Origin of the sequence: Plantibacter sp. CFBP 13570, assembly GCF_014841395.1 — a bacterium.
Taxonomy (GTDB): Bacteria; Actinomycetota; Actinomycetes; order Actinomycetales; family Microbacteriaceae; genus Plantibacter; species Plantibacter auratus.
This window is the reverse complement of sequence record NZ_JACYTW010000061.1, coordinates 1-21,000: the sequence shown is the minus strand read 5'-3', so window position 1 is coordinate 21,000 and position 21,000 is coordinate 1. Positions and strand designations below refer to the sequence as shown.

Here is a 21,000-nt window from a genome sequence, read left to right as displayed (position 1 = left end):
CCAACCCGCCGGCGGCGGCGGCCGCCTCCTGCAACGCCTGCCACCACGCGGCCGGGTCGACCTCGGTGCCGGCGGGGTGCGCCGCGCGTCCTTCGCGGACGAGCGCTCCGGTCTCGGCGTCGCGGATGACGACCTTGCAGCTCTGGGTGGACGAATCGATGCCGGCGACGAGCGTCATCGCTCTCCCTGTTCTCGGTGGTGGGCGGTCGGATGACCGCCGGGTCTGCTGTGGGGTGGAACGCGGAACGGCGTTCCGCCCCCGATCCTCTCGGATCAGGAGACGGAACGCCAGGTTCGCAGGTGTCGGTTAGCGCGCACCCATGAGGTGGTCGACCGCCAGCTGCTGCAGGCGGACGAACCCGAAGCCCTTGCCGCCGAAGTAGGCGTCGGCGTCGAAGTCCTCGTACGACGAGCGGTCGGCGAGCAACTGCTCGACGGTCTCGCCGGGGTTGAGCGTCGGCTCGCGCAGCTCGGGCACGCGGGCGGCGGCCAGCGCCTCCTGCACCTCGGGGTCGGCGCGGAACGCCTCGGCGCGCTCCTTGAGCAGCAGGTACATGCGCATGTTGGCGGCTGCGGAGTCCCACACGCCCGTGATGTCCTCGGTGCGGCTCGGCTTGTAGTCGAAGTGACGCGGGCCGTCGTACGCGGGGCCGCCGTTCACGCCACCGTGCTCGAGGAGGTCGACGAGCGAGAACGCGTTCTGCAGGTCGCCGTGACCGAAGACGAGGTCCTGGTCGTACTTGATGCCCCGCTGGCCGTTGAGGTCGATGTGGTAGAGCTTGCCCTGGTAGAGCGCCTGGGCGATGCCGGCGGTGAAGTTGAGGCCCGCCATCTGCTCGTGGCCGACCTCGGGGTTGATGCCGACGAGCTCCGGGCGCTCGAGGGTCTCGATGAACGCCATCGCGTGGCCGAGCGTCGGGAGCAGGATGTCGCCGCGGGGCTCGTTGGGCTTCGGCTCGATCGCGAAGCGGATGTCGTAGCCCTTGTCGGTGACGTAGTCGCCGAGGAGGTTGACGGCCTCGCGGTAGCGCTCGAGGGCCGCCTGCACGTCCTTCGCGGAGTCGTACTCGGCGCCCTCGCGGCCGCCCCACATGACGAAGGTCTTGGCGCCGAGTTCGGCGGCGAGGTCGAGGTTGCGGAGCACCTTGCGGAGGGCGAAGCGGCGGACGGCGCGGTCGTTCGAGGTGAAACCGCCGTCCTTGAAGACGGGCGCGCTGAACAGGTTGGTGGTCACCATCGGCACGATGACGCCGGTGTCGGCGAGCGCCTGCTTGAGACGGTCGATCTGCTTCTGGCGTTCGGCGTCGGTCGAACCGAAGGCGAAGAGGTCGTCGTCGTGGAAGGTGAGGCCGTAGGCGCCGAGCTCGTTCAAGCGGGTGACGGCCTCGACCACGTCGAGGTCGGGGCGGGTGGGGCCACCGAACGGGTCGGTCCCGTTGTAGCCGATCGTCCAGAGGCCGAAGGAGAACCGATCGGCTTTGGTGGGGGTGAGGCTCATGCGTGCAGTCCTTCAACGTCGTTGGTGAGCGAATGATTTGTTGTTAACCACAACTTATGGTCGAGACTAGCAGATCGTCGGCCGCGCGTCACCGGTCGAGTGTCGCGAAATATTTCGTTAGCATGGGCAGAACTTCTCGCTGCAGAGACGGCCGTCCGGCCCGACGGAGCGGGATCGGAGGACTCGGATGAGCGACGACCCCGCGGCGCAGACCGCTGGACCCGGTGCCGGTGGCGGGCGCGCGACCCTGTCGCGCATCGCCAGGGAGGCCTCCGTGTCGGTGTCGACCGCCTCGAAGGTGCTCAACGGGCGACCGGGGGTGTCGCCGGACACCCGGGAGATCGTCGAGCGACTCCTGGACCGCCACGGCTACAGTCGCCGCGGTGCCGAGCTTGCGCAAGGTTCGCTCATCGAGCTCGTCTTCGAGTACATCGACAGCTCCTGGTCGCTCGAGATCATCCGCGGTGTCGAGAAGGTCGCGCGTCAGCACGGCATGAGCGTCACCCTCACCGAGACGGGCGCCCGGCGGTCGACCGGCGAGGGTTGGGTCGAGAGCATCATCTCGCGGAAGCCGGTCGGGGTCATCCTCGTGTTCTCGGACATCGAGCCGGCGTACCGGCGCCAGCTCCACACGCGCAACATCCCGGTCGTCGTGGTCGACCCGGCGGGGGACCCTGGCCCGGAGGTCGCCGCCATCGGCTCCACGAACTGGTCCGGCGGGATGGCCGCGACGCGCCACCTCATCGAGCTCGGACACCGCAGGATCGGGCTGATCTCGGGTCCGCAGGACCTCATGTGTTCGCGGGCGCGGGTCTCGGGCTACCGGTCCGCGCTCGAGGAGGCCGGGATCCCGCTCGACGAGACCATCCTGCGGCGCGGTGAGTTCATCCCGGAGGCCGGACGCGTCCTGGCGCTCGAACTGCTGCAGCTCGAGGACCGACCGACTGCGATCTTCGCCGGCAACGACATGCAGGCGTTCGGCGTCTACGAGGCGGCGCGCTCGCTCGGGATCTCGATCCCGGAGCAGCTGTCGGTCGTCGGGTACGACGACGTCCCGCCGGCCAAGTGGGTCGGCCCGGCCCTCACGACCATCCGGCAGCCGCTCATCGAGATGGCCGAGGAGGCGACCCGCCTGGTGCTGAAGCTCCGGTCCGAGACGGTCGACAACATCCGCCTCGACCTCGCCACCTCCCTCGTCGTCCGGGGTTCGACCGCAGCCCCGCCCACCCCGTAGCCCGCGAACTGTCACTCGCCGCTAGTCCCGGCGCGCGGGACTGTGTCGGAGTGACAGTTCGCGGGCAGGGGTGGGGGTGCGGGCGCGTGCGAAAAGTTTCCAATGCGGGAGAGGGAAGTTGCGGGGAGACAGGCGGCGGGGCTAGCTTCAGGGCACCGCAGCGAAGCGATCCGGAACCCCGGGGCCGCAGCTGCGCGAGCAGCTCGGGAGCATTGCACATGGCGGGAAGCGGACGGCCGGAACTCCGGGTCGCGATGATCGGATACGGCTTCATGGGAGCCGCACACTCGCAGGCCTGGCGCACCGCACCGCGATTCTTCGACCTCGACGCGGAACCGGTCATGGCGACGATCGTCGGCCGCAACGCCGAGGCACTCGAGGCGGCCCGCGTGAAGTTCGGCTGGGAGTCGGCCTCGACGGACTGGCGGAGCGTCATCGCCGACCCGTCCATCGACATCGTCGACGTCTGCACGCCCGGCTCCTCGCACGTCGAGATCGCGATCGCCGCCCTCGAAGCCGGCAAGCACGTCCTCTGCGAGAAGCCGCTCGCCAACAGCGTCGAGGAGGCGGAGCTGATGGTCGCCGCAGCCGAGGCGGCGAGGGCCCGCGGCGTCCGCTCCATGGTCGGCTTCAGCTACCGTCGCGTGCCCGCCATCGGGTATGCCCGTCAGCTCATCGCGGAGGGCGCGCTCGGGGACGTCCGCCAGATCCGCGCGCTCTACCTCCAGGACTGGCTGAGTGACGCCGAGGGGCCGATGACCTGGCGCCTCGACAAGGACCAGGCCGGTTCCGGCTCGCTCGGCGACATCGGCGCGCACGCCATCGACCTCGTACAGCACCTGACCGGTGCCCGACTCGACACCGTCAGCGGGACGCTCGCCACCTTCGTCACCGAGCGACCGCTCCTCGGCGAGACCGTCGGCCTGAGCGGGACCGCCTCCGATGAGCGCGGCGCGGTCACCGTCGACGACGCCGCCTGGTTCACCGCGAAGCTCACGGGCGGACTCGCGGACGGCGCCATCGGCGCCTTCGAAGCCACCCGCTACGCGACCGGCCGGAAGAACGCGCTCCGCATCGAGCTGAGCGGCTCCCGCGGAGCCATCGCCTTCGACCTCGAGCGGATGAACGAGCTCGAGGTGTACGACGCCACCGCTCCCGCCGGCAAGCAGGGCTTCACGCGCATCGTCGTCACCGAGCCGGAGCACCCGTACATGGCCGCCTGGTGGCCGACCGGCCACGGCATCGGCTACGAGCACCCGTTCTCGCACCAGGTGCGGGACCTCGTCCAGGCCATCATCGGCGGCACCGATCCCGAACCGTCCTTCGCCGAAGGCCTGCAGGTCCAGCGGGTCCTGCGCGCCGTCGAGTCGAGCGCCGCGAACGGCAGCGCCTGGACACCCACCGACTGACCCGACCACATCGCACCATCAGCAGCAGCACCCACCAAGGAGAGAACGCAATGACGCTTCGTACTTCATCCCGCCGTCGGACCCGACTGGCCGCAGTCGCCCTCGGCGTCTCGGCCCTCATGCTCGGCGCGACCGCCTGCTCCAGCGGCGGTGGCGCCCCGAGTGGCAGCGCCACCCTCTGGGGCCTCACCGGCACCGACGAGGACACCGTCCTCGGCCCGTCGCTCAAGGAGTGGAACGGCGCCAACGCCGACGGCCAGGTCGCCGCGACCTACTTCCAGAACGACGCCTACAAGACCAAGATCCGCACGGCCGTCGGCGCGGGCAGCGCCCCGACCATCATCTACAGCTGGGCGGGCGGCACCCTGAACTCCTACGTGGACGCCGGCAAGGTCGCCGACATCACCTCGGAGACCGCGGACGCCAAGGGTAAATTCCTCGAGTCCGTCTGGAACCAGGGCGTCATCGACGACAAGGTCTACGCGGTGCCGATGAACGCCACCACGCCGATCATGTTCTACTACAACAAGGACGTCCTGAAGGCCGCCGGGGTCGAGGTCCCGACGAACTTCGACGAGATCATCGACGCCATCCCCAAGCTCAAAGCCGCAGGCGTGGCCCCGTTCTCACTCGCCGGTGCCTCCAAGTGGCCGTCGCTCATGTGGGAGGAGTACCTCGTCGACCGCGTCGCCGGCCCCGAGGCCTTCAACAAGATCATGGCCGGTGAAGCCGACGCGTGGAGCGACCCCGGCATCATCGAGGCGAACGAGAAGATCCAGGAGCTCGTGAAGGCCGGCGCGTTCGTCGACGGCTACGCCTCGGTCACCGCCGACAGCAACGCCGACGTCGCCCTGCTCTACACGGGCAAGGCCGCGATGATGCTCCAGGGCGCCTGGGTCATGACGACCTTCAAGCAGCAGGCGGCCGAGTTCGCCGAGAAGGGGCTCGGCTACACGACCTTCCCCGCCGTCACCGGTGGCAAGGGCGACCCGTCGAACATCGTCGGCAACCCGTCCGGATACTTCTCGATCTCCGCCTCGGCGACGAAGGAGCAGCAGGCCAGCGCGCTGAAGTACCTCACCGAGGGCGTCTTCGACAAGGGCTACATCGACCGCATGGTCGAGGCCGGTCAGGTGCCGCCGATCACGGGTATCGACGACCAGATCGCGGACGCCGGCGGCGACTTCGGCACGACCGTCTACGACCTCACGAAGAACGCCAAGAACTTCCAGATGTCGTGGGACCAGGCGCTCCCGCCCGCACAGGCGACCGCGCTGCTGACGAACCTCGACCAGCTGTTCAACCTGCAGATCACCCCGCAGGAGTTCTCCGACAACATGAACAAGACGATCGGACAGTGATCTCCCGATGACCGTCACCCGTCCATTGAACGGGGCCCGAGGGGCCGGTGCGGCAGCGATGCGCCGCCGCACCGGCCCCAGTGGCTGGATGGTCGCGCCGGCGCTGGGCTTCTTCCTCGTCTTCGCGATCATCCCGCTCATCGTCGCCCTGTACCTGAGCTTCACCCGCTGGGACGCGATCACCGACCCCGCGTGGGTCGGCCTCGACAACTGGGCCTCGGTCCTCGTCGACCCGGTCGCGATCGACGCCCTCGTCCTGACTCTCAAGGTCATCGTGATCTCCTGGATCGTCCAGACCCCGATCAGCCTGCTGCTCGGGACCTGGACCGCCGGTAAGCAGCGCAACCGGGCCGTCCTCGGCGCGATCTTCTTCCTGCCGCTCCTGCTGTCGTCGGCTGCGACGGCCATCGCGTTCAAGGCGATCCTCGACCCGAACTTCGGCCTGTCGGCGTCGCTCGGCATCCCGTTCCTCAAGCAGGACTGGCTCGGCAACCAGCAGCTCGTGCTCTTCGTCGTGATCTTCATCATCGCGTGGCAGTTCGTGCCCTTCCACACGCTCCTGTTCCAGGGTGGCGTGCGGCAGATCCCGGCGTCCCTCTACGAGGCGGCCGAGATCGACGGGGCCGGGACGGTCAAGCAGTTCTTCCACATCACGCTCCCGCAGCTGCGGTACACGCTCGTGACGTCGTCCACGCTCATGATCATCGGTTCGCTCACCTACTTCGACGTGATCTTCGTGCTCACCGGCGGTGTTCCGAGCGCCGGCACCCGCATCCTCCCGATCCTCATGTACGTGACGGGCTTCTCCGCGAGCCAGTTCGGGCAGGCGAGCGTCATGGCGATCATCCTGGCCGTCATCGGTCTCGCCATCGCCCTGCTGCTCACCAAGCTGAGCGGCTTCGCCAAGATGGACAGTCAGCAGGAGGGCCTCTGATGTCAGCGACGAACCCACTCACGAAGCCCGGCGCGCTCCCGACGGGAAGCCTCGACACGGTCAGCGTCTCGACCGCCGGGTCCAAGCGCGGACGCCCCGGCGAGCACGAGACGCGAGGCAAGCGCCCCCGCGGTGCCCGCCGCAAGCCGAACATCCTCGGCGGGATCGGCGCCTGGATCTGGCTGCTCATCATCGTGCTGCCGATCTACTACATCGTCATCACGAGCGTGCGCCCGCAGGCCGGGTTCTTCTCGAGCAACCAGCTCATCCCACCCACCGACCCGACCCTCGACGGTTACGCCCTCGTGCTGCAGAGCGACTTCTTCCTCTACCTCGGCAACAGCGTCATCATCACCGTCGCGAGCGTCGCCGTCACCGTGTTCGTCTGCCTCATGGCGTCGTACGCGATCGTGCGCACCAACTCCCGGTTCACACGGGGAGCGTTCTCGTTCTTCCTGCTCGGCCTCGCGATCCCGCTGCAGGCGACGATCATCCCGCTGTTCTACATGCTCAGCAAGGCGGGACTCTACGACACCCTCCTGGCGCTGATCCTGCCGTCGATCGGCTTCGCGGTGCCCGTCACCGTGCTCATCCTGTCGAACTTCATCCGCGACATCCCCAAGGAGCTGTTCGAGTCGATGACCGTCGACGGGGCGTCGAGCTGGCGGACCCTCGTCTCGCTCGTCCTCCCGCTCGCCCGACCGGCGATCGTCACCGTCGCGCTCTACAACGCGCTCAACGTGTGGAACGGGTTCCTGTTCCCACTCGTGCTCACACAGTCGCCGAGCAACCGGGTGCTGCCGTTGTCGCTGTGGACGTTCCAAGGCTCGTTCAGCGTGAACGTGCCGGCCGTGCTCGCCGCCGTGGTGTTGTCGACCCTGCCGATCTTCATCCTGTACCTGTTCGGCCGACGCCAGTTGATCAGTGGCATGACCGCCGGCTTCAGCAAGTAGTGCTGATCTCGAGCCGACCAATGACCGAACCATCCCCTGAGAGGAACACATGACTGACAAGCAGGCGCTCGTGGTGCGAGGCGGCTGGGACGGGCACATGCCCGTCGAGACGACCGCGGCCTTCATCCCCTTCCTGGAGGCGAACGGGTTCACCGTGCGCGTCGAGGACGGGACCACCGTCTACACGGACACCGACTACCTCGACACGGTCGACCTCATCGTGCAGATCAACACGATGAACACCATCGAGCCGGAGGAGTTCGCCGGCCTGCAACGCGCCGTCCTGAACGGGACGGGCATGGCCGGTTGGCACGGCGGGATCGCGGACTCGTACCGCAACAACGCCGACTACCTCCACATGATCGGTGGCCAGTTCGCGCACCACGCCGGCAAGGACCCGGCCGAGCGGACAGGGGAGCAGTCCGACAACTACATCCCCTACACCGTCCACATCACCGAGTACGGCCGGACGCACCCCATCACGGAGGGGATCGAGGACTTCGACCTCGTCACCGAGCAGTACTGGGTGCTGAGCGACGAGTACAACGACGTCCTCGCGACGACGACGCAGGAGGTGCGGCCGTGGGACGCGTGGAACCGTCCCGTCACGGCACCCGCCATCTGGACGCGGCAGTGGGGGAAGGGCAGGATCTTCGTGTCCGCTCCCGGCCACCGCATCGAGATCGTGGAAGACCCGAACGTCCGCACCATCATCGAAAGGGGCCTGCTGTGGGCAGCACGCTGAACGGAGTGTCCGAGACCGCAGGAGGATCCGTCCTCCGGGTCGGTGTCATCGGCGTCGGCAACATCTCGAAGCAGTACTTCGCCGAGTTCCCGAAACTGCCGAACCTCGAGCTCGTCGTCGTCGCGGACCTCGACCTCGCCCGCGCTGCGGAGGTCGCCGCCGAACAGGGCGTGCGGTCGTCGAGCGTCGACGAGCTGCTCGCCGACCCCGAGGTCGACGTCGTCCTGAACCTCACTATCCCGGCCGCGCACGCCGAGGTCGCGCTCCGAGCCCTCGAGGCCGGCAAGCACGTCTACGGGGAGAAGCCCCTGGCCCTGTCGACCGCCGAGGCGCGACCGGTGCTCGAGCTCGCGGCAGCGAAGGGCCTCCGCGTCGGCAGCGCACCGGACACCGTCCTCGGGTCGGGCGTCCAGACGGCGCTCGCCGTGCTCGACAGCGGCGCCATCGGTCGGCCGATCGCCGCAGCCGTCGCCTGGAGCGCCCCGGGACACGAGCTGTGGCACCCGGCCCCCGCGTTCTACTACCAGCCGGGAGGCGGGCCGCTCCTCGACATGGGCCCGTACTACCTGACGAGCCTCGTGTCGTTCTTCGGTCCCGTCGTACGGGTGTCGGGGGCGGTCGCGCGATCGGATCGTGAGCGGTCGGTGGCGACGGGGGCGCTGGCCGGGACGCCGATCCCGGTGCATGAGGAGGTCGACACGCACGTCACCGCGATCCTCGAGCACGCGAACGGGGTGGTCTCGACCGTGACGGTCTCGTTCGAGGTGTGGGCGAGCCGCGTGCCGCTCTTCGAGGTCTACGGGACGGGCGGGACGGTCGCCGTGCCCGACCCGAACCGGTTCTCGGACCCGGTGGAGATCGCGACGGCCGACGACCGCACCTGGCGTGCCGTCCCCGACAGCGCCGGCTTCGTCGACGCCGGGCGCGGGGTGGGCCTGTCGGACCTGGCCGAGGCGATCGAGCAGGACCGACCGCATCGGGCCTCGGGCGACCTCGCGTTCCACGTGTTGGAGATCATGGAGGCGATCATCGTCGCCGGTCGTGAGCACCGCGTCGTGGAGCTGACGAGCACCGTCCCCCGCCCGGCGCCCGTGGCCCGCGAACTGTCACTCCGGCACAGTTCCAGCCGCTCGGACTAGCGCCGAGTGACAGTTCGCGGGCAGGGGGAGGGTTAGCGGGCGACCGGGATGAGGAGGACGTCGGTGAGGGTGCTGTCGGTGACCCGCGCGGTCATCATCGTGCACTCCGGTTGACGACGGCGGTCCGTCGGCGAGCCAGGGTTGAGCAGGCGCAGACCAGCTGGCGAGACCGAGTCCCACGGGATGTGGCTGTGTCCGAAGACGAGGACGTCGGTGTCGGGGAAGGCCTCGTCGGCCCGTCGCTCGCGACCGGTCGCCGCCCCCGTCTCATGGATGACGGTGAACCGCAGCCCGTCGACCTCGAAACGCGCGACCTCGGGGAGACGCGCGCGGAGTCCGGGGCCGTCGTTGTTGCCGAAGACACCGACCAGGCGGGCGGCCCGGGCCTCGAGGGCGTCGAGGGTCGCCTCGTCGACCCAGTCACCCGCGTGGACGACGACGTCCGCTGCGTCGACGGCAGCCCAGACCGCGTCCGGCAGAACCTTCGCCCGCTTCGGCAGGTGGGTGTCGGCGAGGAGGAGCAGCGAGGTCGGCATGTTCCCACGGAAGCGGATCGCGCCGACCTCGTCAACCGGGTGGTGCTCCCGCGCCCGTCGACCTGCTCGGCGACCGGGCCGCGGACCGCCGTTCACGGACGCTCCTGCAGGAGGGGCGACTAGGGTGATCCCATGCCCGCAACCGACCTTCGTTTCTCCGGGAGGATCGCCGGCTACGGCACCACGGGCGGCGTCCGCATCGTCCTCGGGCTCTGGTCCACCTCGCCGTTCGGCTCCTTTGCCGACGCGATGATCGAGGACTCCCGCGGCAAACGCCTGCTGCTCGCGCCGACGCAGGAGATCGCCGACTTCATCTCCACCACGTACACCTTCGACGACGTCGAGATCGGCACCGTCGGCTGGACGCGCCTGCCGACCGGGCTCCGCTTCGTGGGCGGTCCGCTCGACACGACCCTCCGCATCGGCGGGAGCTCGCCGCTCGGCCGGGCGCTGCGGGTCGTCCCCAAACCCGTGGCCGTGAACCCTGTCTGGCTGCAGACCATCGACCCCCTCGCCCGCGTGCTCCAACCCGGCGCCCGGACGGCGGGCTCCGCCGGCAACGGTCGACGCGAGTACTACGGCGTGACCGGCGCTCGCCGCATCACCGCCGCCACCGCGAGCTGGTCCGGTGCGGACCTCGGCACCCTCGCCAGACTCGACCCGCCCGTGCGCTTCGGCTTCGGCTCCGCGCCGGCCGACCCGCACCTCGTCGACATCGTCACCACGGTCCGCCAGCCCGCGTGAGCTGCTCCGGGGTCGCGCAGCTCACCATGTAGCCCGTGTCGGCGTCGCGGCAGGAGATCCGCGCGGTGGCAGGACGTTCCTCACCCGGACGTCCTGCTGCGGTGCCGATCTCCTGTTGCCGTGCCGCTGGGTGTTCAGGCTCGGCGGACCATCCAGACGTCGACCTCGTCTTCGCGTTCGAGCGTGAAGCCGTGGCGCTCGTAAAGGCGGCGGGCCGGGCTGCCCTGCAGCACGTTGAGACGGAACGGGCGCGGATCACCGTCATCGGACAGGAGCCGCGCGAGCACTGCGGTGCCGAGGCCCGCGCCCTGGTGCTCGGGCGCCAGATAGAAGTGCTCCACCCACCGCTCGCCGGCTTCCGGGCGGAGGGCGACCAGCCCGGCCGTGACGCCGTCGACCTCGATGACCGAGGTGTGCTCCGGGCGATATCCGTCGAGGAAGCGCTGGCGCACGCGGGTCTCGTCGTAGCGACCGAGGCGCTCGAGGTCGGGCCGCATGACGACGGCGCGTAGCTCGGCCATCCAGGTCGAGTCGTCGATGGTGGCGGGGCGGAGTGTCCAGGCGGCGGGCATCCGTCCAGTCAACCATCCACGGCTGACGGCGGGTGAACCTGCGCGTGCCCGGATAGGGAACACTGGAGGGATCGAGCAGAGGGTGTGCGTGTGAGCGAGTCGACAGCGGTCGGGGCGGGTCCGGCGGGCGGATCCGGCATGGGGAGCGGACTCGACTCGGTGCGCCGTCGCAACCTCGGGCGGATCGTCGAGCTCGTGCACCAGGGCGGGGTGCAGTCGCGGTCGGCGCTCACGAGGACGACCGGCCTCAACCGGTCCACGGTCGCCGCGCTCGTCACGGAACTCGCCTCGATCGGCATCGTCACGGAGTCGGTCCCGGTCGGCGGACAGGGTGTCGGCCGGCCGTCGCCACTCGTTTCAGCCGGCCCGCGAGCCGTGGCCTTCGCGGCGAACCCGGAACTCGACGCGATCACGGTGGCGGCCGTGCGACTCGGCGGCGAGGTCCTCGAGCGCGTGCGTCGCGAGGTCGACACGACACCGACGGCGGCCGAGGCGACGGCGATCATCGCGGAGTTGGTCGAGGAACTCGCCGACCGCCTGCCCGACGAAGCGCGCGGTGGCGGCGGGATCGGGCTCGCGATCCCCGGTCTCGTCCGGGACGCCGACGGCGTCGTCCGGCTCGCACCGCACCTCGGGTGGGTGGACGAGCCCTTGGTCGAACGGCTGCGTGCCGCGACCGGTCGTGCGGTGTTCGCTGCCAACGACGCGAGTCTCGGCGCTCGGGCGGAGCGGACCTTCGGGGCGGGCCGCGGCATCGACGACCTCGTCTACCTGAACGGTGGCGCGAGCGGTATCGGTGGTGGCATCATCGCCGGTGGTCGACCCGTCGGTGGTGCGCGCGGGTACGCGGGGGAGTTCGGTCACACCTCGGCGACGGCCGCCGGCAACGCGCTCGAAGACGCCGTCCGGCGCAGTGAGCTGCTGCACGTCGCCGGCCTCACCGCCGGGGACGACGCGGTCCTCGAAGCGGCGCTCGCCGAGGGCATCGCTGCCGATCCGGTTGGGGCGATGCGGGAGGAGGTCGTCCGGCAGGCCAGGACGCTCGGGCGAGCGCTCGCCGGGACGGTGAACATCCTCGACCCCGAACTCGTCGTCCTCGGTGGGCATCTCGGGATCGTGCTCGAACTGGCATCGGAGGAGTTGCACGACGCGGTCCGTGAGCGGGCGCTCGTCCCGCCGTTCGAGGACGTCGCGATCGTGCGTGCGGCACTCGGCCAGGACCTCCTGCTCATCGGTGCCGCGGAACTCGCCTTCGATCGACTCATCGCGGACCCCGCCGCCTGGTGATCGTCGCCCTGGGTGCTGTCGGCCTGGTGGCCAGCGCGGTGCGCTGACGTGAGACGCGGACACCCGGCGTCGGCGCGGTTCGCTGACGCGAGATCGCCCGAATCGGCGTGGGCGCGGCTCATGGACGTCGGCGCGGGTCGCCGGAGGGTAGCGCTCACGCGTGTGACCCGCGCTCACGTCAGCGCACCGCGCTGGCGCCACCACCACACACGACCACGAGGGGTCAGAAGGCCGGGCGACCCGTCGACTTCCGCACGATCAGTTCCGGCTCGATCGTTCCGCGGTACCCGACGGCGTCGACCTCGAGGTTGCCGAGCAATCGCGCGACACAACGACGCCCCAGCTCGTCGAAGTCCTGCCGCACCGTCGTGAGCGGCGGCCAGAAGTGCGGTGCTTCCGGGATGTCGTCGAACCCCACGATCGACACGTCCCGGGGCACGTCGTACCCCTCGTCGCGGATCGCGTGGATGAGGCCGAGCGCCATCTGGTCGTTCGACGAGAAGATCGCCGTGAAGTCGCGCACCCGCATGAGTTCGATCCCGGCGCGATACCCGAAGTCGGCGGTCCAGTCACCGAGGATCGGCGCGGTCGTCGGCACGTCCTGCGCGCTCATCTCGGCGAGGAACCCGTGCATGCGCGCCTCCGCCTCGATCCAGTCCTGCGGGCCGGCGAGGTGGTAGATGTTCCGATGCCCGAGCTCGATGAGGTGCCGCGTCGCCAATCGTCCACCGGCGACCTGGTCGACGCCGATCGAGTGGTCGTCGAGGTCGCCGCCGGACTGCACCGCGATGAACGGCACCCGCACCTGCAGCTCCTCGATCGCCCGGAACACCCGGACCTGCGGCGCGATGACCACGATGCCGTCCACCGACTGCGCGAGCAGATGCTCGACGGCAGCGACGATCGACGCGTCGGAGACGTCGGGCAGGTTCGCCGTGCTGACGAGGTATCCGGCGTCCTTGCTCGCGTTCTCGATCGCCTGGATCATGCTCGCCGGACCGTACTGCGACCGCTGGCTCGCGAGCACCCCGATGGTCCGCGACCGACTCGTCACGAGTGCCCTGGCCGCCCGGTTCGGACGGTAGTTGACCTCGTCCATGACGGCGAGGACCCGGTCGCGGGTGGAGTCGCGGATGCTCGGGTGGTTGTTGAGCACTCGTGAGACCGTCTGGTGGGAGACCCCGGCCAGGCGCGCGACATCACGGATATTGGGGGCTCGCCCCCGTTCGGCGTCGTCGCTCACGGATTCCTCGGACCTCGATGTGCACGGTCACATTTCGTGCTGCACCCATTATGCACACGCCTCGGGCCCCCGACGGATCGGGTCCCCCGGGGTGCGTGGAGCCACGGAGGGGTCCGCGACGGTACCGTTGGGGGATGGATACCGAAAGCGTCGCCCGCGTCATCGAAGCCACCGACTTCTCGGGCGTCGTGCTCGTCAAGCGCGGTGACGAGACGCTCTTCGAAGCCGCCCGAGGCCTCGCCTCGCGGGAGCGCGACGAGCCCATCACGCTTGACACCCGCTTCGACACGGCGTCCATCACGAAGCTCTTCACCGCCGCCGCCGTGCTCCAGCAGGTCGACGCCGGACACATCGACCTCGACGAGTCGATCCACGAGTACGTCGACCTCGACGGCACCACCATCCGCCGCGACGTCCAGCTGCTCCACCTCCTCACCCACACCTCCGGCATCGCCGACGACGCCGACGAGACCGCCGGCGAGAGCTACGACGACCTCTGGGCCGAGCGCCCGGCCTCGTCGATCCGCGAGACCGCCGACCTCCTGCCGCTCTTCGCCGACAAGGAGCCGCTTGCGGCCCCTGGCGAAGAGGCGAACTACGTCAACGCGGGCTACGTGCTGCTCGGGCTCGCGCTCGAGGGCGTGACGGGGTTGCCCTACCGCCAGCTCATCGAGCAGCAGGTCTTCGCGCTCCTCGGCATGGACCACTCGGGCTTCGTCGACCGCCGGACGGGCGAGCCCGGCCTGGCCGAGGGCGGCGACGTCGACGACGACGGCGTCTGGCACTCGAACGCCGACGCCTTCCCGCCGCTCGGCGGCCCGGACGCCGGTGCACAGTCCACCGCGGCCGACCTCATCACCTTCCTGCGCGCCGCCCGCGATGCGAAGATCCTCACCGCCGAGCTGACCGAGGAGTTCACCTCCCCGCAGATCGAGGTCGACGAGGAGATCTCCTACGGCTTCGGCTTCGAGTTCGACGTCGACGAGGACGGCCAGGTGCGATCGATGTACCTCGACGGTGTCAACCCCGGCGCGAGCGGCATCGTCCGCACCTACTTCGGCCCGACCGCCGCGGACGCCATCGACGTCGTCGTGCTGTCGAACTCCGAGGACGGTGCGTGGGACGTCATCCGCGCGATCGACGCCGAACTCTAGGCGTCCACTGGGATCGGCCGGGCACCTCCCCGGGTTCCGGGCACGCCGATCGAGGCGTAGCTGCGCCCCTGGGGCCTGCCCGCACGGGCCCACTGAGAGCGCGACCATGCCCCGACAGTCGCCGGTTATGAAAATGAGACCCATCCCGACTTGACATCAGGTGGAGGTCTGGGGCTATCGTGTGACACACAATGTGAACGGTCACATTCGGAGTGACGAGGAAGTCGACGTGGGAACGAAGCGCAATGGAGCGAGCAGGTCGGCGATGAGCCGCCTCCCGATCCACGGCACCGATCGATCCGACCACAGCTCCCTCTCGGCCCGGCTCTCCGCCGGCCACCTCTCCCTGCACCCTCGCCGGCACCACGACGAGGCGTCCGCACCCGCACCCGCGAACGCCACGTAGCCGACGAGCGGCCTCGATGAGCTGGACACATCGAAGCCGACAGACCTGCGCATGACAATGACGTCCAAGCAACTCCCTAGGGAAGGAACCACACAGTGAAGAAGAGAATGCTCCTCGCCACGCTGGCCGCAGGCACGATGGTCGTGTCGCTCGCCGGCTGCTCCGGCGGCGCAAGCGGCGGATCGGGCGGCGGCGAAGGCGACGGCAAGCTCGTCGGCGTCGCGATGCCCACCAAGAGCTCCGAGCGCTGGATCCAGGACGGCAACGCCGTCAAGGAGCAGCTGGAGAAGGAGGGCTTCAAGGTCGACCTGCAGTACGCCGAGGACGACATCCCCACCCAGGTCTCGCAGATCGAGAACATGATCACCAAGGGCGCATCCGTCCTGATCATCGCCTCGATCGACGGCACCACGCTCACGAGCGTGCTGCAGGAGGCCAAGGACGGCGACATCCCCGTCATCGCCTACGACCGCCTGATCCGCGACAGCGAGAACGTCGACTACTACGCATCGTTCGACAACTACAAGGTCGGCGTGCAGCAGGCCAACTCGGTCCTCAACGGCCTCGGCCTCGTCGACCTCGAGGGCAAGCCCACCGAGGGCGCACCCGCCGGTCCGTTCAACATCGAGATGTTCGCCGGCTCGCCCGACGACAACAACGCCACGTTCTTCTGGGACGGCGCTCAGGACACCCTGAAGCCGTTCATCGACGCGGGCACCCTCAAGGTCGCCAGTGGCCAGACCTCCTTCGAGCAGGCTGCAACGCTCCGTTGGGACGGTGAGACCGCGCAGAAGCGTATGGAGAACATCCTCACGTCGACCTACTCCGACGGCAGCAAGGTCAACGCGGTCCTGTCGCCCTACGACGGCATCTCGCGAGGCATCATCTCGGCGCTGACCGACGCCGGCTACTCGGTGGGCGACGGCTGGCCCGTCATCTCCGGCCAGGACGCCGAGCTCGACTCGGTCAAGGCCATCGAGTCCGGCGAGCAGTACGCGACCATCTTCAAGGACACCCGCCAGCTGGCGAGCGAAGCCGTCAAGATGGCCGTCGCCGTGCTGAACGGTGAGAAGCCCGAGGTCAACAACACCGAGGACTACGACAACGGCAAGAAGGTCGTCCCGTCCTTCCTCCTCGAGTCGCAGATCGTCGTCAAGGACAACATCCAGGAGGTCCTCGTGGACTCCGGTTACTGGACCGAAGACGAGATCAAGGGCTAGTCAGTCCTGCAACACCCCTTTCGACAGGCTCAGGGAACGGAATCACTTCCGATCCCTGAGCCTGTCGGAGGGCCCGGTTCAACGACGATCACCTGTAAGGAGACACGGTGTCAGGCGAGACCACGAGCATCCTCGAGATGCGCAACATCATCAAGACCTTCCCCGGCGTCAAGGCCCTCTCGAACGTCACGCTCGATGTGCAGCGCGGTACCGTGCACGCCATCTGCGGTGAGAACGGCGCCGGCAAGTCGACGCTCATGAAGGTGTTGTCCGGCGTCTACCCGTTCGGCACCTACGAGGGCGACATCGTCTTCGAGGGCGAGACGATGGAGTTCAAGGACATCCGCGACTCGGAGTCCAAGGGCATCGTCATCATCCACCAGGAGCTGGCCCTCAGCCCCTACCTCTCCATCGCGGAGAACATCTTCCTCAACAACGAGCTGAAGGGGCCGCTCGGCCTCATCGACTGGAACCGCACCAACCAGGAGGCGGCAGCACTGCTCGCCCGGGTCGGCCTGCGGGAGAACCCGACGACCAAGATCCTCGAGATCGGCGTCGGCAAGCAGCAGCTCGTCGAGATCGCGAAGGCCCTCTCGAAGCGCGTGAAGCTCCTCATCCTCGACGAGCCGACCGCCGCGCTGAACGACGAGGACTCCGACCACCTGCTCGACCTGATCCTGCACCTCAAGGAGCAGGGCATCACGTCGATCATCATCAGCCACAAGCTCAACGAGATCAAAAAGGTCGCCGACACCGTCACGGTCATCCGCGACGGCAAGACCATCGAGACGATCGTGAAGAACGACGTCACCGAAGAGCGCATCATCAAGGACATGGTCGGCCGCGACCTCGAGCACCGCTACCCGGACCACACGCCGAACATCGGCGAGGAGATCCTGCGCGTCGAGGACTGGACCGCCCACCACCCGCAGGACCCGACCCGCGTGATGGTGGACGCCGTCAACCTCAACGTCCGCGCCGGTGAGATCGTCGGCATCGCCGGCCTCATGGGCGCCGGGCGCACCGAGTTCGCGATGAGCCTGTTCGGACAGTCGTACGGCAGCCGCATCAGCGGCAAGGTCTTCAAGAACGGCACCGAGATCCGCACCCGCACGGTGTCGGAGGCGATCGACAACGGCCTCGCGTACGCCACCGAGGACCGCAAGTACTACGGCCTCAACCTCATCGAGGACATCAAGCGGAACATCTCGATGGCCTCGCTGAAGAAGCTCGAACGCGGCGGACTCGTCAACGACAACGAGGAGTACAAGGTCGCCGAGGAGTACCGGAAGAGCATGAACATCAAGGCTCCGAACGTGCTCGCGAAGACCGGGAAGCTCTCGGGCGGCAACCAGCAGAAGGTCGTCCTCTCGAAGTGGATCTACTCCGACCCCGACGTCCTCATCCTCGATGAGCCCACCCGTGGCATCGACGTCGGTGCGAAGTACGAGATCTACACGATCATCAACCGCCTCGCCGCCGAGGGGAAGGGCGTCATCGTCATCTCCTCCGAGCTCCCCGAGCTCATCGGCATCTGCGACCGCATCTACGCCCTCAGTGAGGGCCGCATCACCGGCGAACTGCCGATCGAGGAAGCGAACCCCGAAGCGCTCCTCAAACTCATGACCATGGAGAAGCCCCGCTGACGCGGGCGCGGACGGATCGAAGGAGAACCGCAATGTCCGATCTGGACACCAAACCCACCGTCCCGGCAGGCGACGGCACCGCCGCCGGCGGCCTCGTCAACCCGGCCACCAACCGCTTCACGAGCTGGCTGACCCACATCCTCAGCGACCTCGGCAAGAACGGCATCTTCATCGCCCTCCTGCTCGTCGTCGTGTTCTTCGCCGTCATCACCGACGGCATCCTGCTGCGGCCGCAGAACATCTCCAACCTGATCGTGCAGAACGGGTACATCCTCGTCCTCGCGATCGGCATGGTGATGGTCATCATCGCCGGCCACATCGACCTGTCGGTCGGTTCCGTCGCGGCCTTCGTCGGTGCGGTGTCCGGTGTGTTCGCCGTGCAGATGCAGATGCCGTGGTGGATCGCGATCATCCTGTCGCTCGCCATCGGCGCGCTCGTCGGTGTCTGGCAGGGCTTCTGGATCGCCTACGTCGGGATCCCGGCGTTCATCGTGACGCTGGCCGGCATGCTCATCTTCCGCGGCCTCGCGCTCGTGGTGCTCGGCAACGCCAACATCGGTTCCTTCCCGGCGGAGTACCGCGCGCTCGGCAACGGCTTCCTGAACGACGTGTTCGGTGACTTCCCGATCGACCCGCTCACGCTCGGGATCGGCGTCATCGCCGTCGTCGGCCTCGTCGTGCAGCAGGTCCGCACGCGCCTCGGCCGTCAGAAGTACGGCCAGGACACCGAGCCGTTCCCGTGGTTCGTCGCCAAGCTCGTCCTCATCATCGCGGGCATCGGCTTCTTCGTGTACGCCCTCGCCGCGTACAAGGGCATCCCGGTCACGCTCATCGTGCTGGCCGTCCTCGTGCTCGTCTACGGCATCGTCATGAACCGCTCGGTCTTCGGCCGCCACATCTACGCGATCGGTGGCAACCGTCACGCCGCGGAGCTGTCCGGCATCAAGACCCGCAAGGTCGACTTCTTCCTGTTCGTCAACATGGGCTTCCTCGCGGCGCTCGCGGGCCTCATCTTCACGGCCCGCCTGAACCTCGCCGGTCCGAAGGCCGGTGACGGCTTCGAGCTCGAGGCGATCTCCGCGGCCTTCATCGGTGGAGCCGCGGTGCAGGGTGGCGTCGGTACCATCGGCGGCGCGATCATCGGTGGTCTCATCATCGGTGTGCTGAACAACGGTATGTCGATCATCGGCCTCGGCATCGAGTGGCAGCAGGCCGTCAAGGGCCTCGTGCTGCTGCTGGCCGTCGCGTTCGACGTCTACAACAAGCGCCGCAGCGGCGGACGCTGATCCCGAGGTCCGCGACAGCGGAACCCGGATCGATCCGACGCATGGACATCCACCACGGAGGCGAGAGCACCGGCGACCTGGCCGGTGCCCTCGCCTCCGTGCGTGGTGGCGAGGCGACCGCTGAGCGCGAGTCCTCGTCGGTCCCGCCGGCGCTCGCGATCCTGCGGGACGGCACGCCGCTGCTCGAGGTGCCCGTCGGCACGGTGCACGCCGTGCTCGGCCCGGTCTCCACGCTCCGGCACCTGATCGCGCGGTTGTCCGGGACGTCCACCGGACCGCGCGGCGCGGCCAGGGCGTCCGGCTCCGAGACGGTGCTCGTCGACGGCAGGCCGGCGCGGCTGTCGTCCCGGGCCGCGTCGAGCGCCTCCGGGGTGGCCGTCGTCACGGCCGGGCAGGCCATCAGCTGGTCGCAGACCATCGGTGAGAACGTCCTGCTCGGGTCCGAGCGTGCGGCGGGCCTGCGGGAGACGGTCATGCGGCTCCTCCGAGGACCCTCCGGCGACCGGTCGTCCGTGGGGCAGAGCGATGCCGCGCGGATCCACCGTGCCCTGAGTATCGTCGGGCTCGACCGGTCACCCGCGGACTCCGCCGGTGCCCTGTCGGTCGTGGAGCGTCGGCTCGTGGAGCTGGCCCGGGCGGTCGCCGCTGAGGCGTCGCTCATCGTGATCGACGACAGCGGCCCCGCCCTTCGAGCGGACGAGGTCGAGCGCTGGCGGCAGGCGATGGTCGAGGTGGCCCGAGCTCCTCGAACCGCTGCCCCTGCACCCGGCATCCTGCTCGCGACCGGGGCCGTCACCGGGCTCGCGCGGGTCGCATCGACGGCGAATGTGCTCGCCGTCGGCGGTGCCCCGTCGCCCTCGATCCGGCTGACTCCCGACGAGGGTGAACGCGAGGTGCTCGAAGCCTTGGCCGCCGGGCTGGGCGGCGTCGACGCGTTCCATCCGGTTGCCGGCGGATCATCGACGTCGGACGGTGCCGCGGTGGTCGCGTCATCGGTGACGGCTGCCGGCCTCACCGTCGAACACTGGACCGCGAGCCACCCGGCGGACCCTGAACGGATCGTCGTCGACGACCTGTCCTTCGCCTGTGCGCCGGGGGAGGTGCTCGGGCTGTTCGGTCCGCCGGACTCCGGTGCAGGGGAGGTGCTGCTGAGCGTCTTCGGTCGGTCGTACGGCGCACGGACCCGTGGTTCGGTAGCGCTCGACGGTGCGGTGGTCGACGTCTCGACGACGGACCTGGCGCGCGCCGCGGGGGTGCTGTACACGACGGAGCACCCGATCCGCTTCGACCTCTCCTTCCTCGGCGGGGTGCCGTCGAGCGTCTCCCCGGACGCCCTCACGAGGATGGTCAGGCTCGGTGTGGCCGACCCGCGCCGCGACTACCGGGCGACCACCGTGCCGAGCGGCCTGGTCGCCGCACTCCCCGGCGTGCACCGCGGGCCGGACGCCGACCAGTTCACCGAGTCGCTCCGGATCATCGCGGACACGGGGGCGCGCGCCGTGCTGCTCGCCGAACCGTTCGGTCGGGCGGGCGCCCCCGGCTCCGAGGACGGACGTCGGCGGGCTGAGCGGTGCGCACTGATCCGTTCGCTCGCGGCGTCCGGCCGCAGTACTGACCCTCTCCGGCTGCAGTG

The 21,000-nt window shown here is 68.9% G+C and carries 19 protein-coding genes and 1 pseudogene; 15 read left to right on the top strand and 5 right to left on the bottom strand.

The features are described 5' to 3' along the window. A pseudogene (locus IFT89_RS20405) lies at window positions 1-178 on the bottom strand (xylulose kinase); the annotation flags it as partial. Between the two features lie 129 nt (window positions 179-307). Further along, complete coding sequence (gene xylA / locus IFT89_RS16525) at window positions 308-1,498, bottom strand: xylose isomerase (RefSeq protein WP_202939491.1); 1,191 nt, start codon at window positions 1,496-1,498, stop codon at window positions 308-310. A 187-nt stretch (window positions 1,499-1,685) separates the two neighbouring features. Here xylA and IFT89_RS16520 point away from each other — a divergent pair, with 187 nt between their 5' ends. The 7 genes from IFT89_RS16520 (at window position 1,686) to IFT89_RS16490 (ending at window position 9,273) form a co-directional block, all read left to right on the top strand. Next, entirely contained in the window at window positions 1,686-2,732 is a 1,047-nt protein-coding gene (locus IFT89_RS16520) for a LacI family DNA-binding transcriptional regulator (protein WP_202939490.1), read from the top strand. 218 nt (window positions 2,733-2,950) lie between these two features. Then, window positions 2,951-4,141 carry a Gfo/Idh/MocA family protein gene (locus tag IFT89_RS16515; RefSeq protein ID WP_244650774.1) on the top strand — a complete coding sequence of 397 codons (1,191 nt, stop codon included), beginning with the start codon at window positions 2,951-2,953 and terminating at the stop codon, window positions 4,139-4,141. 50 nt (window positions 4,142-4,191) lie between these two features. Then, window positions 4,192-5,502 carry an extracellular solute-binding protein gene (locus tag IFT89_RS16510; protein WP_202939489.1) on the top strand — a complete coding sequence of 437 codons (1,311 nt, stop codon included), beginning with the start codon at window positions 4,192-4,194 and terminating at the stop codon, window positions 5,500-5,502. Window positions 5,503-5,509: 7 nt separating this feature from the next. Then, on the top strand, window positions 5,510-6,436 hold the full coding sequence (locus tag IFT89_RS16505) for a carbohydrate ABC transporter permease (RefSeq protein WP_071258845.1): 927 nt from the start codon (window positions 5,510-5,512) through the stop codon (window positions 6,434-6,436). Next, window positions 6,436-7,389, top strand: coding sequence for a carbohydrate ABC transporter permease (locus IFT89_RS16500; protein WP_079706768.1), 954 nt, complete (start codon window positions 6,436-6,438; stop codon window positions 7,387-7,389). Before IFT89_RS16505 ends, IFT89_RS16500 begins: the two co-directional genes overlap by 1 nt. Before the next feature lie 49 nt (window positions 7,390-7,438). Further along, window positions 7,439-8,134 carry a ThuA domain-containing protein gene (locus tag IFT89_RS16495; protein ID WP_064295003.1) on the top strand — a complete coding sequence of 232 codons (696 nt, stop codon included), beginning with the start codon at window positions 7,439-7,441 and terminating at the stop codon, window positions 8,132-8,134. A gap of 5 nt (window positions 8,135-8,139) precedes the next feature. Next, window positions 8,140-9,273: a Gfo/Idh/MocA family protein gene (locus IFT89_RS16490; RefSeq protein ID WP_202939488.1), complete on the top strand. Its 1,134-nt coding sequence runs from the start codon at window positions 8,140-8,142 to the stop codon at window positions 9,271-9,273. Between the two features lie 32 nt (window positions 9,274-9,305). On the opposite strand, the gene IFT89_RS16485 is transcribed toward IFT89_RS16490, so the two are convergent. Beyond that, window positions 9,306-9,809: a metallophosphoesterase family protein gene (locus tag IFT89_RS16485; RefSeq protein WP_202939487.1), complete on the bottom strand. Its 504-nt coding sequence runs from the start codon at window positions 9,807-9,809 to the stop codon at window positions 9,306-9,308. 132 nt (window positions 9,810-9,941) lie between these two features. Here IFT89_RS16485 and IFT89_RS16480 point away from each other — a divergent pair, with 132 nt between their 5' ends. Next, window positions 9,942-10,553, top strand: coding sequence for a hypothetical protein (locus tag IFT89_RS16480; protein ID WP_079706772.1), 612 nt, complete (start codon window positions 9,942-9,944; stop codon window positions 10,551-10,553). Between the two features lie 134 nt (window positions 10,554-10,687). Here the strand turns inward: IFT89_RS16480 and IFT89_RS16475 are convergent, their stop codons facing one another. Continuing rightward, the gene (locus IFT89_RS16475; RefSeq protein WP_202939486.1) at window positions 10,688-11,125 is read right to left on the bottom strand and encodes a GNAT family N-acetyltransferase; all 438 of its coding nucleotides are present in this window, start codon (window positions 11,123-11,125) and stop codon (window positions 10,688-10,690) included. A gap of 90 nt (window positions 11,126-11,215) precedes the next feature. On the opposite strand from IFT89_RS16475, the gene IFT89_RS16470 reads away from it, so the two are divergent. Beyond that, a complete protein-coding gene (locus IFT89_RS16470; protein WP_274500437.1) occupies window positions 11,216-12,412 on the top strand; it encodes an ROK family protein in 1,197 nt (398 codons plus the stop codon). A 223-nt stretch (window positions 12,413-12,635) separates the two neighbouring features. Here the strand turns inward: IFT89_RS16470 and IFT89_RS16465 are convergent, their stop codons facing one another. Continuing rightward, window positions 12,636-13,655 (bottom strand): LacI family DNA-binding transcriptional regulator, encoded by a 1,020-nt coding sequence (locus tag IFT89_RS16465; protein ID WP_064294998.1) that lies wholly within the window; start codon window positions 13,653-13,655, stop codon window positions 12,636-12,638. A gap of 134 nt (window positions 13,656-13,789) precedes the next feature. Here IFT89_RS16465 and IFT89_RS16460 point away from each other — a divergent pair, with 134 nt between their 5' ends. The 6 genes from IFT89_RS16460 to IFT89_RS16435 form a co-directional block, all read left to right on the top strand. Then, entirely contained in the window at window positions 13,790-14,809 is a 1,020-nt protein-coding gene (locus tag IFT89_RS16460) for a serine hydrolase domain-containing protein (protein ID WP_085512643.1), read from the top strand. Between the two features lie 265 nt (window positions 14,810-15,074). Further along, a complete protein-coding gene (locus IFT89_RS16455; protein WP_158596666.1) occupies window positions 15,075-15,215 on the top strand; it encodes a hypothetical protein in 141 nt (46 codons plus the stop codon). Window positions 15,216-15,322: 107 nt separating this feature from the next. After that, on the top strand, window positions 15,323-16,435 hold the full coding sequence (chvE, locus tag IFT89_RS16450) for a multiple monosaccharide ABC transporter substrate-binding protein (protein ID WP_079706775.1): 1,113 nt from the start codon (window positions 15,323-15,325) through the stop codon (window positions 16,433-16,435). A 137-nt stretch (window positions 16,436-16,572) separates the two neighbouring features. After that, window positions 16,573-18,081, top strand: a complete 1,509-nt coding sequence (mmsA, locus tag IFT89_RS16445; RefSeq protein ID WP_064295024.1) for a multiple monosaccharide ABC transporter ATP-binding protein — start codon at window positions 16,573-16,575, stop codon at window positions 18,079-18,081. A 32-nt stretch (window positions 18,082-18,113) separates the two neighbouring features. After that, window positions 18,114-19,367, top strand: a complete 1,254-nt coding sequence (gene mmsB, locus IFT89_RS16440) for a multiple monosaccharide ABC transporter permease (RefSeq protein WP_085512640.1) — start codon at window positions 18,114-18,116, stop codon at window positions 19,365-19,367. Between the two features lie 41 nt (window positions 19,368-19,408). After that, window positions 19,409-21,000 (top strand): hypothetical protein (locus IFT89_RS16435; protein ID WP_202939485.1); only part of this gene is annotated, 1,592 nt, incomplete at its 3' end.

Bases quoted from the DNA above. Each gene is read 5' to 3' on its own strand.
- xylA (WP_202939491.1), bottom strand. From the start codon at position 1,498: ATGAGCCTCACCCCCACCAAAGCCGATCGGTTCTCCTTCGGCCTCTGG.
- IFT89_RS16520 (WP_202939490.1), top strand. From the start codon at position 1,686: ATGAGCGACGACCCCGCGGCGCAGACCGCTGGACCCGGTGCCGGTGGC.
- IFT89_RS16515 (WP_244650774.1), top strand. From the start codon at position 2,951: ATGGCGGGAAGCGGACGGCCGGAACTCCGGGTCGCGATGATCGGATAC.
- IFT89_RS16510 (WP_202939489.1), top strand. From the start codon at position 4,192: ATGACGCTTCGTACTTCATCCCGCCGTCGGACCCGACTGGCCGCAGTC.
- IFT89_RS16505 (WP_071258845.1), top strand. From the start codon at position 5,510: ATGACCGTCACCCGTCCATTGAACGGGGCCCGAGGGGCCGGTGCGGCA.
- IFT89_RS16500 (WP_079706768.1), top strand. From the start codon at position 6,436: ATGTCAGCGACGAACCCACTCACGAAGCCCGGCGCGCTCCCGACGGGA.
- IFT89_RS16495 (WP_064295003.1), top strand. From the start codon at position 7,439: ATGACTGACAAGCAGGCGCTCGTGGTGCGAGGCGGCTGGGACGGGCAC.
- IFT89_RS16485 (WP_202939487.1), bottom strand. From the start codon at position 9,809: ATGCCGACCTCGCTGCTCCTCCTCGCCGACACCCACCTGCCGAAGCGG.
- IFT89_RS16480 (WP_079706772.1), top strand. From the start codon at position 9,942: ATGCCCGCAACCGACCTTCGTTTCTCCGGGAGGATCGCCGGCTACGGC.
- IFT89_RS16475 (WP_202939486.1), bottom strand. From the start codon at position 11,125: ATGCCCGCCGCCTGGACACTCCGCCCCGCCACCATCGACGACTCGACC.
- IFT89_RS16460 (WP_085512643.1), top strand. From the start codon at position 13,790: ATGGATACCGAAAGCGTCGCCCGCGTCATCGAAGCCACCGACTTCTCG.
- IFT89_RS16455 (WP_158596666.1), top strand. From the start codon at position 15,075: ATGAGCCGCCTCCCGATCCACGGCACCGATCGATCCGACCACAGCTCC.
- chvE (WP_079706775.1), top strand. From the start codon at position 15,323: ATGCTCCTCGCCACGCTGGCCGCAGGCACGATGGTCGTGTCGCTCGCC.
- mmsA (WP_064295024.1), top strand. From the start codon at position 16,573: ATGCGCAACATCATCAAGACCTTCCCCGGCGTCAAGGCCCTCTCGAAC.
- mmsB (WP_085512640.1), top strand. From the start codon at position 18,114: ATGTCCGATCTGGACACCAAACCCACCGTCCCGGCAGGCGACGGCACC.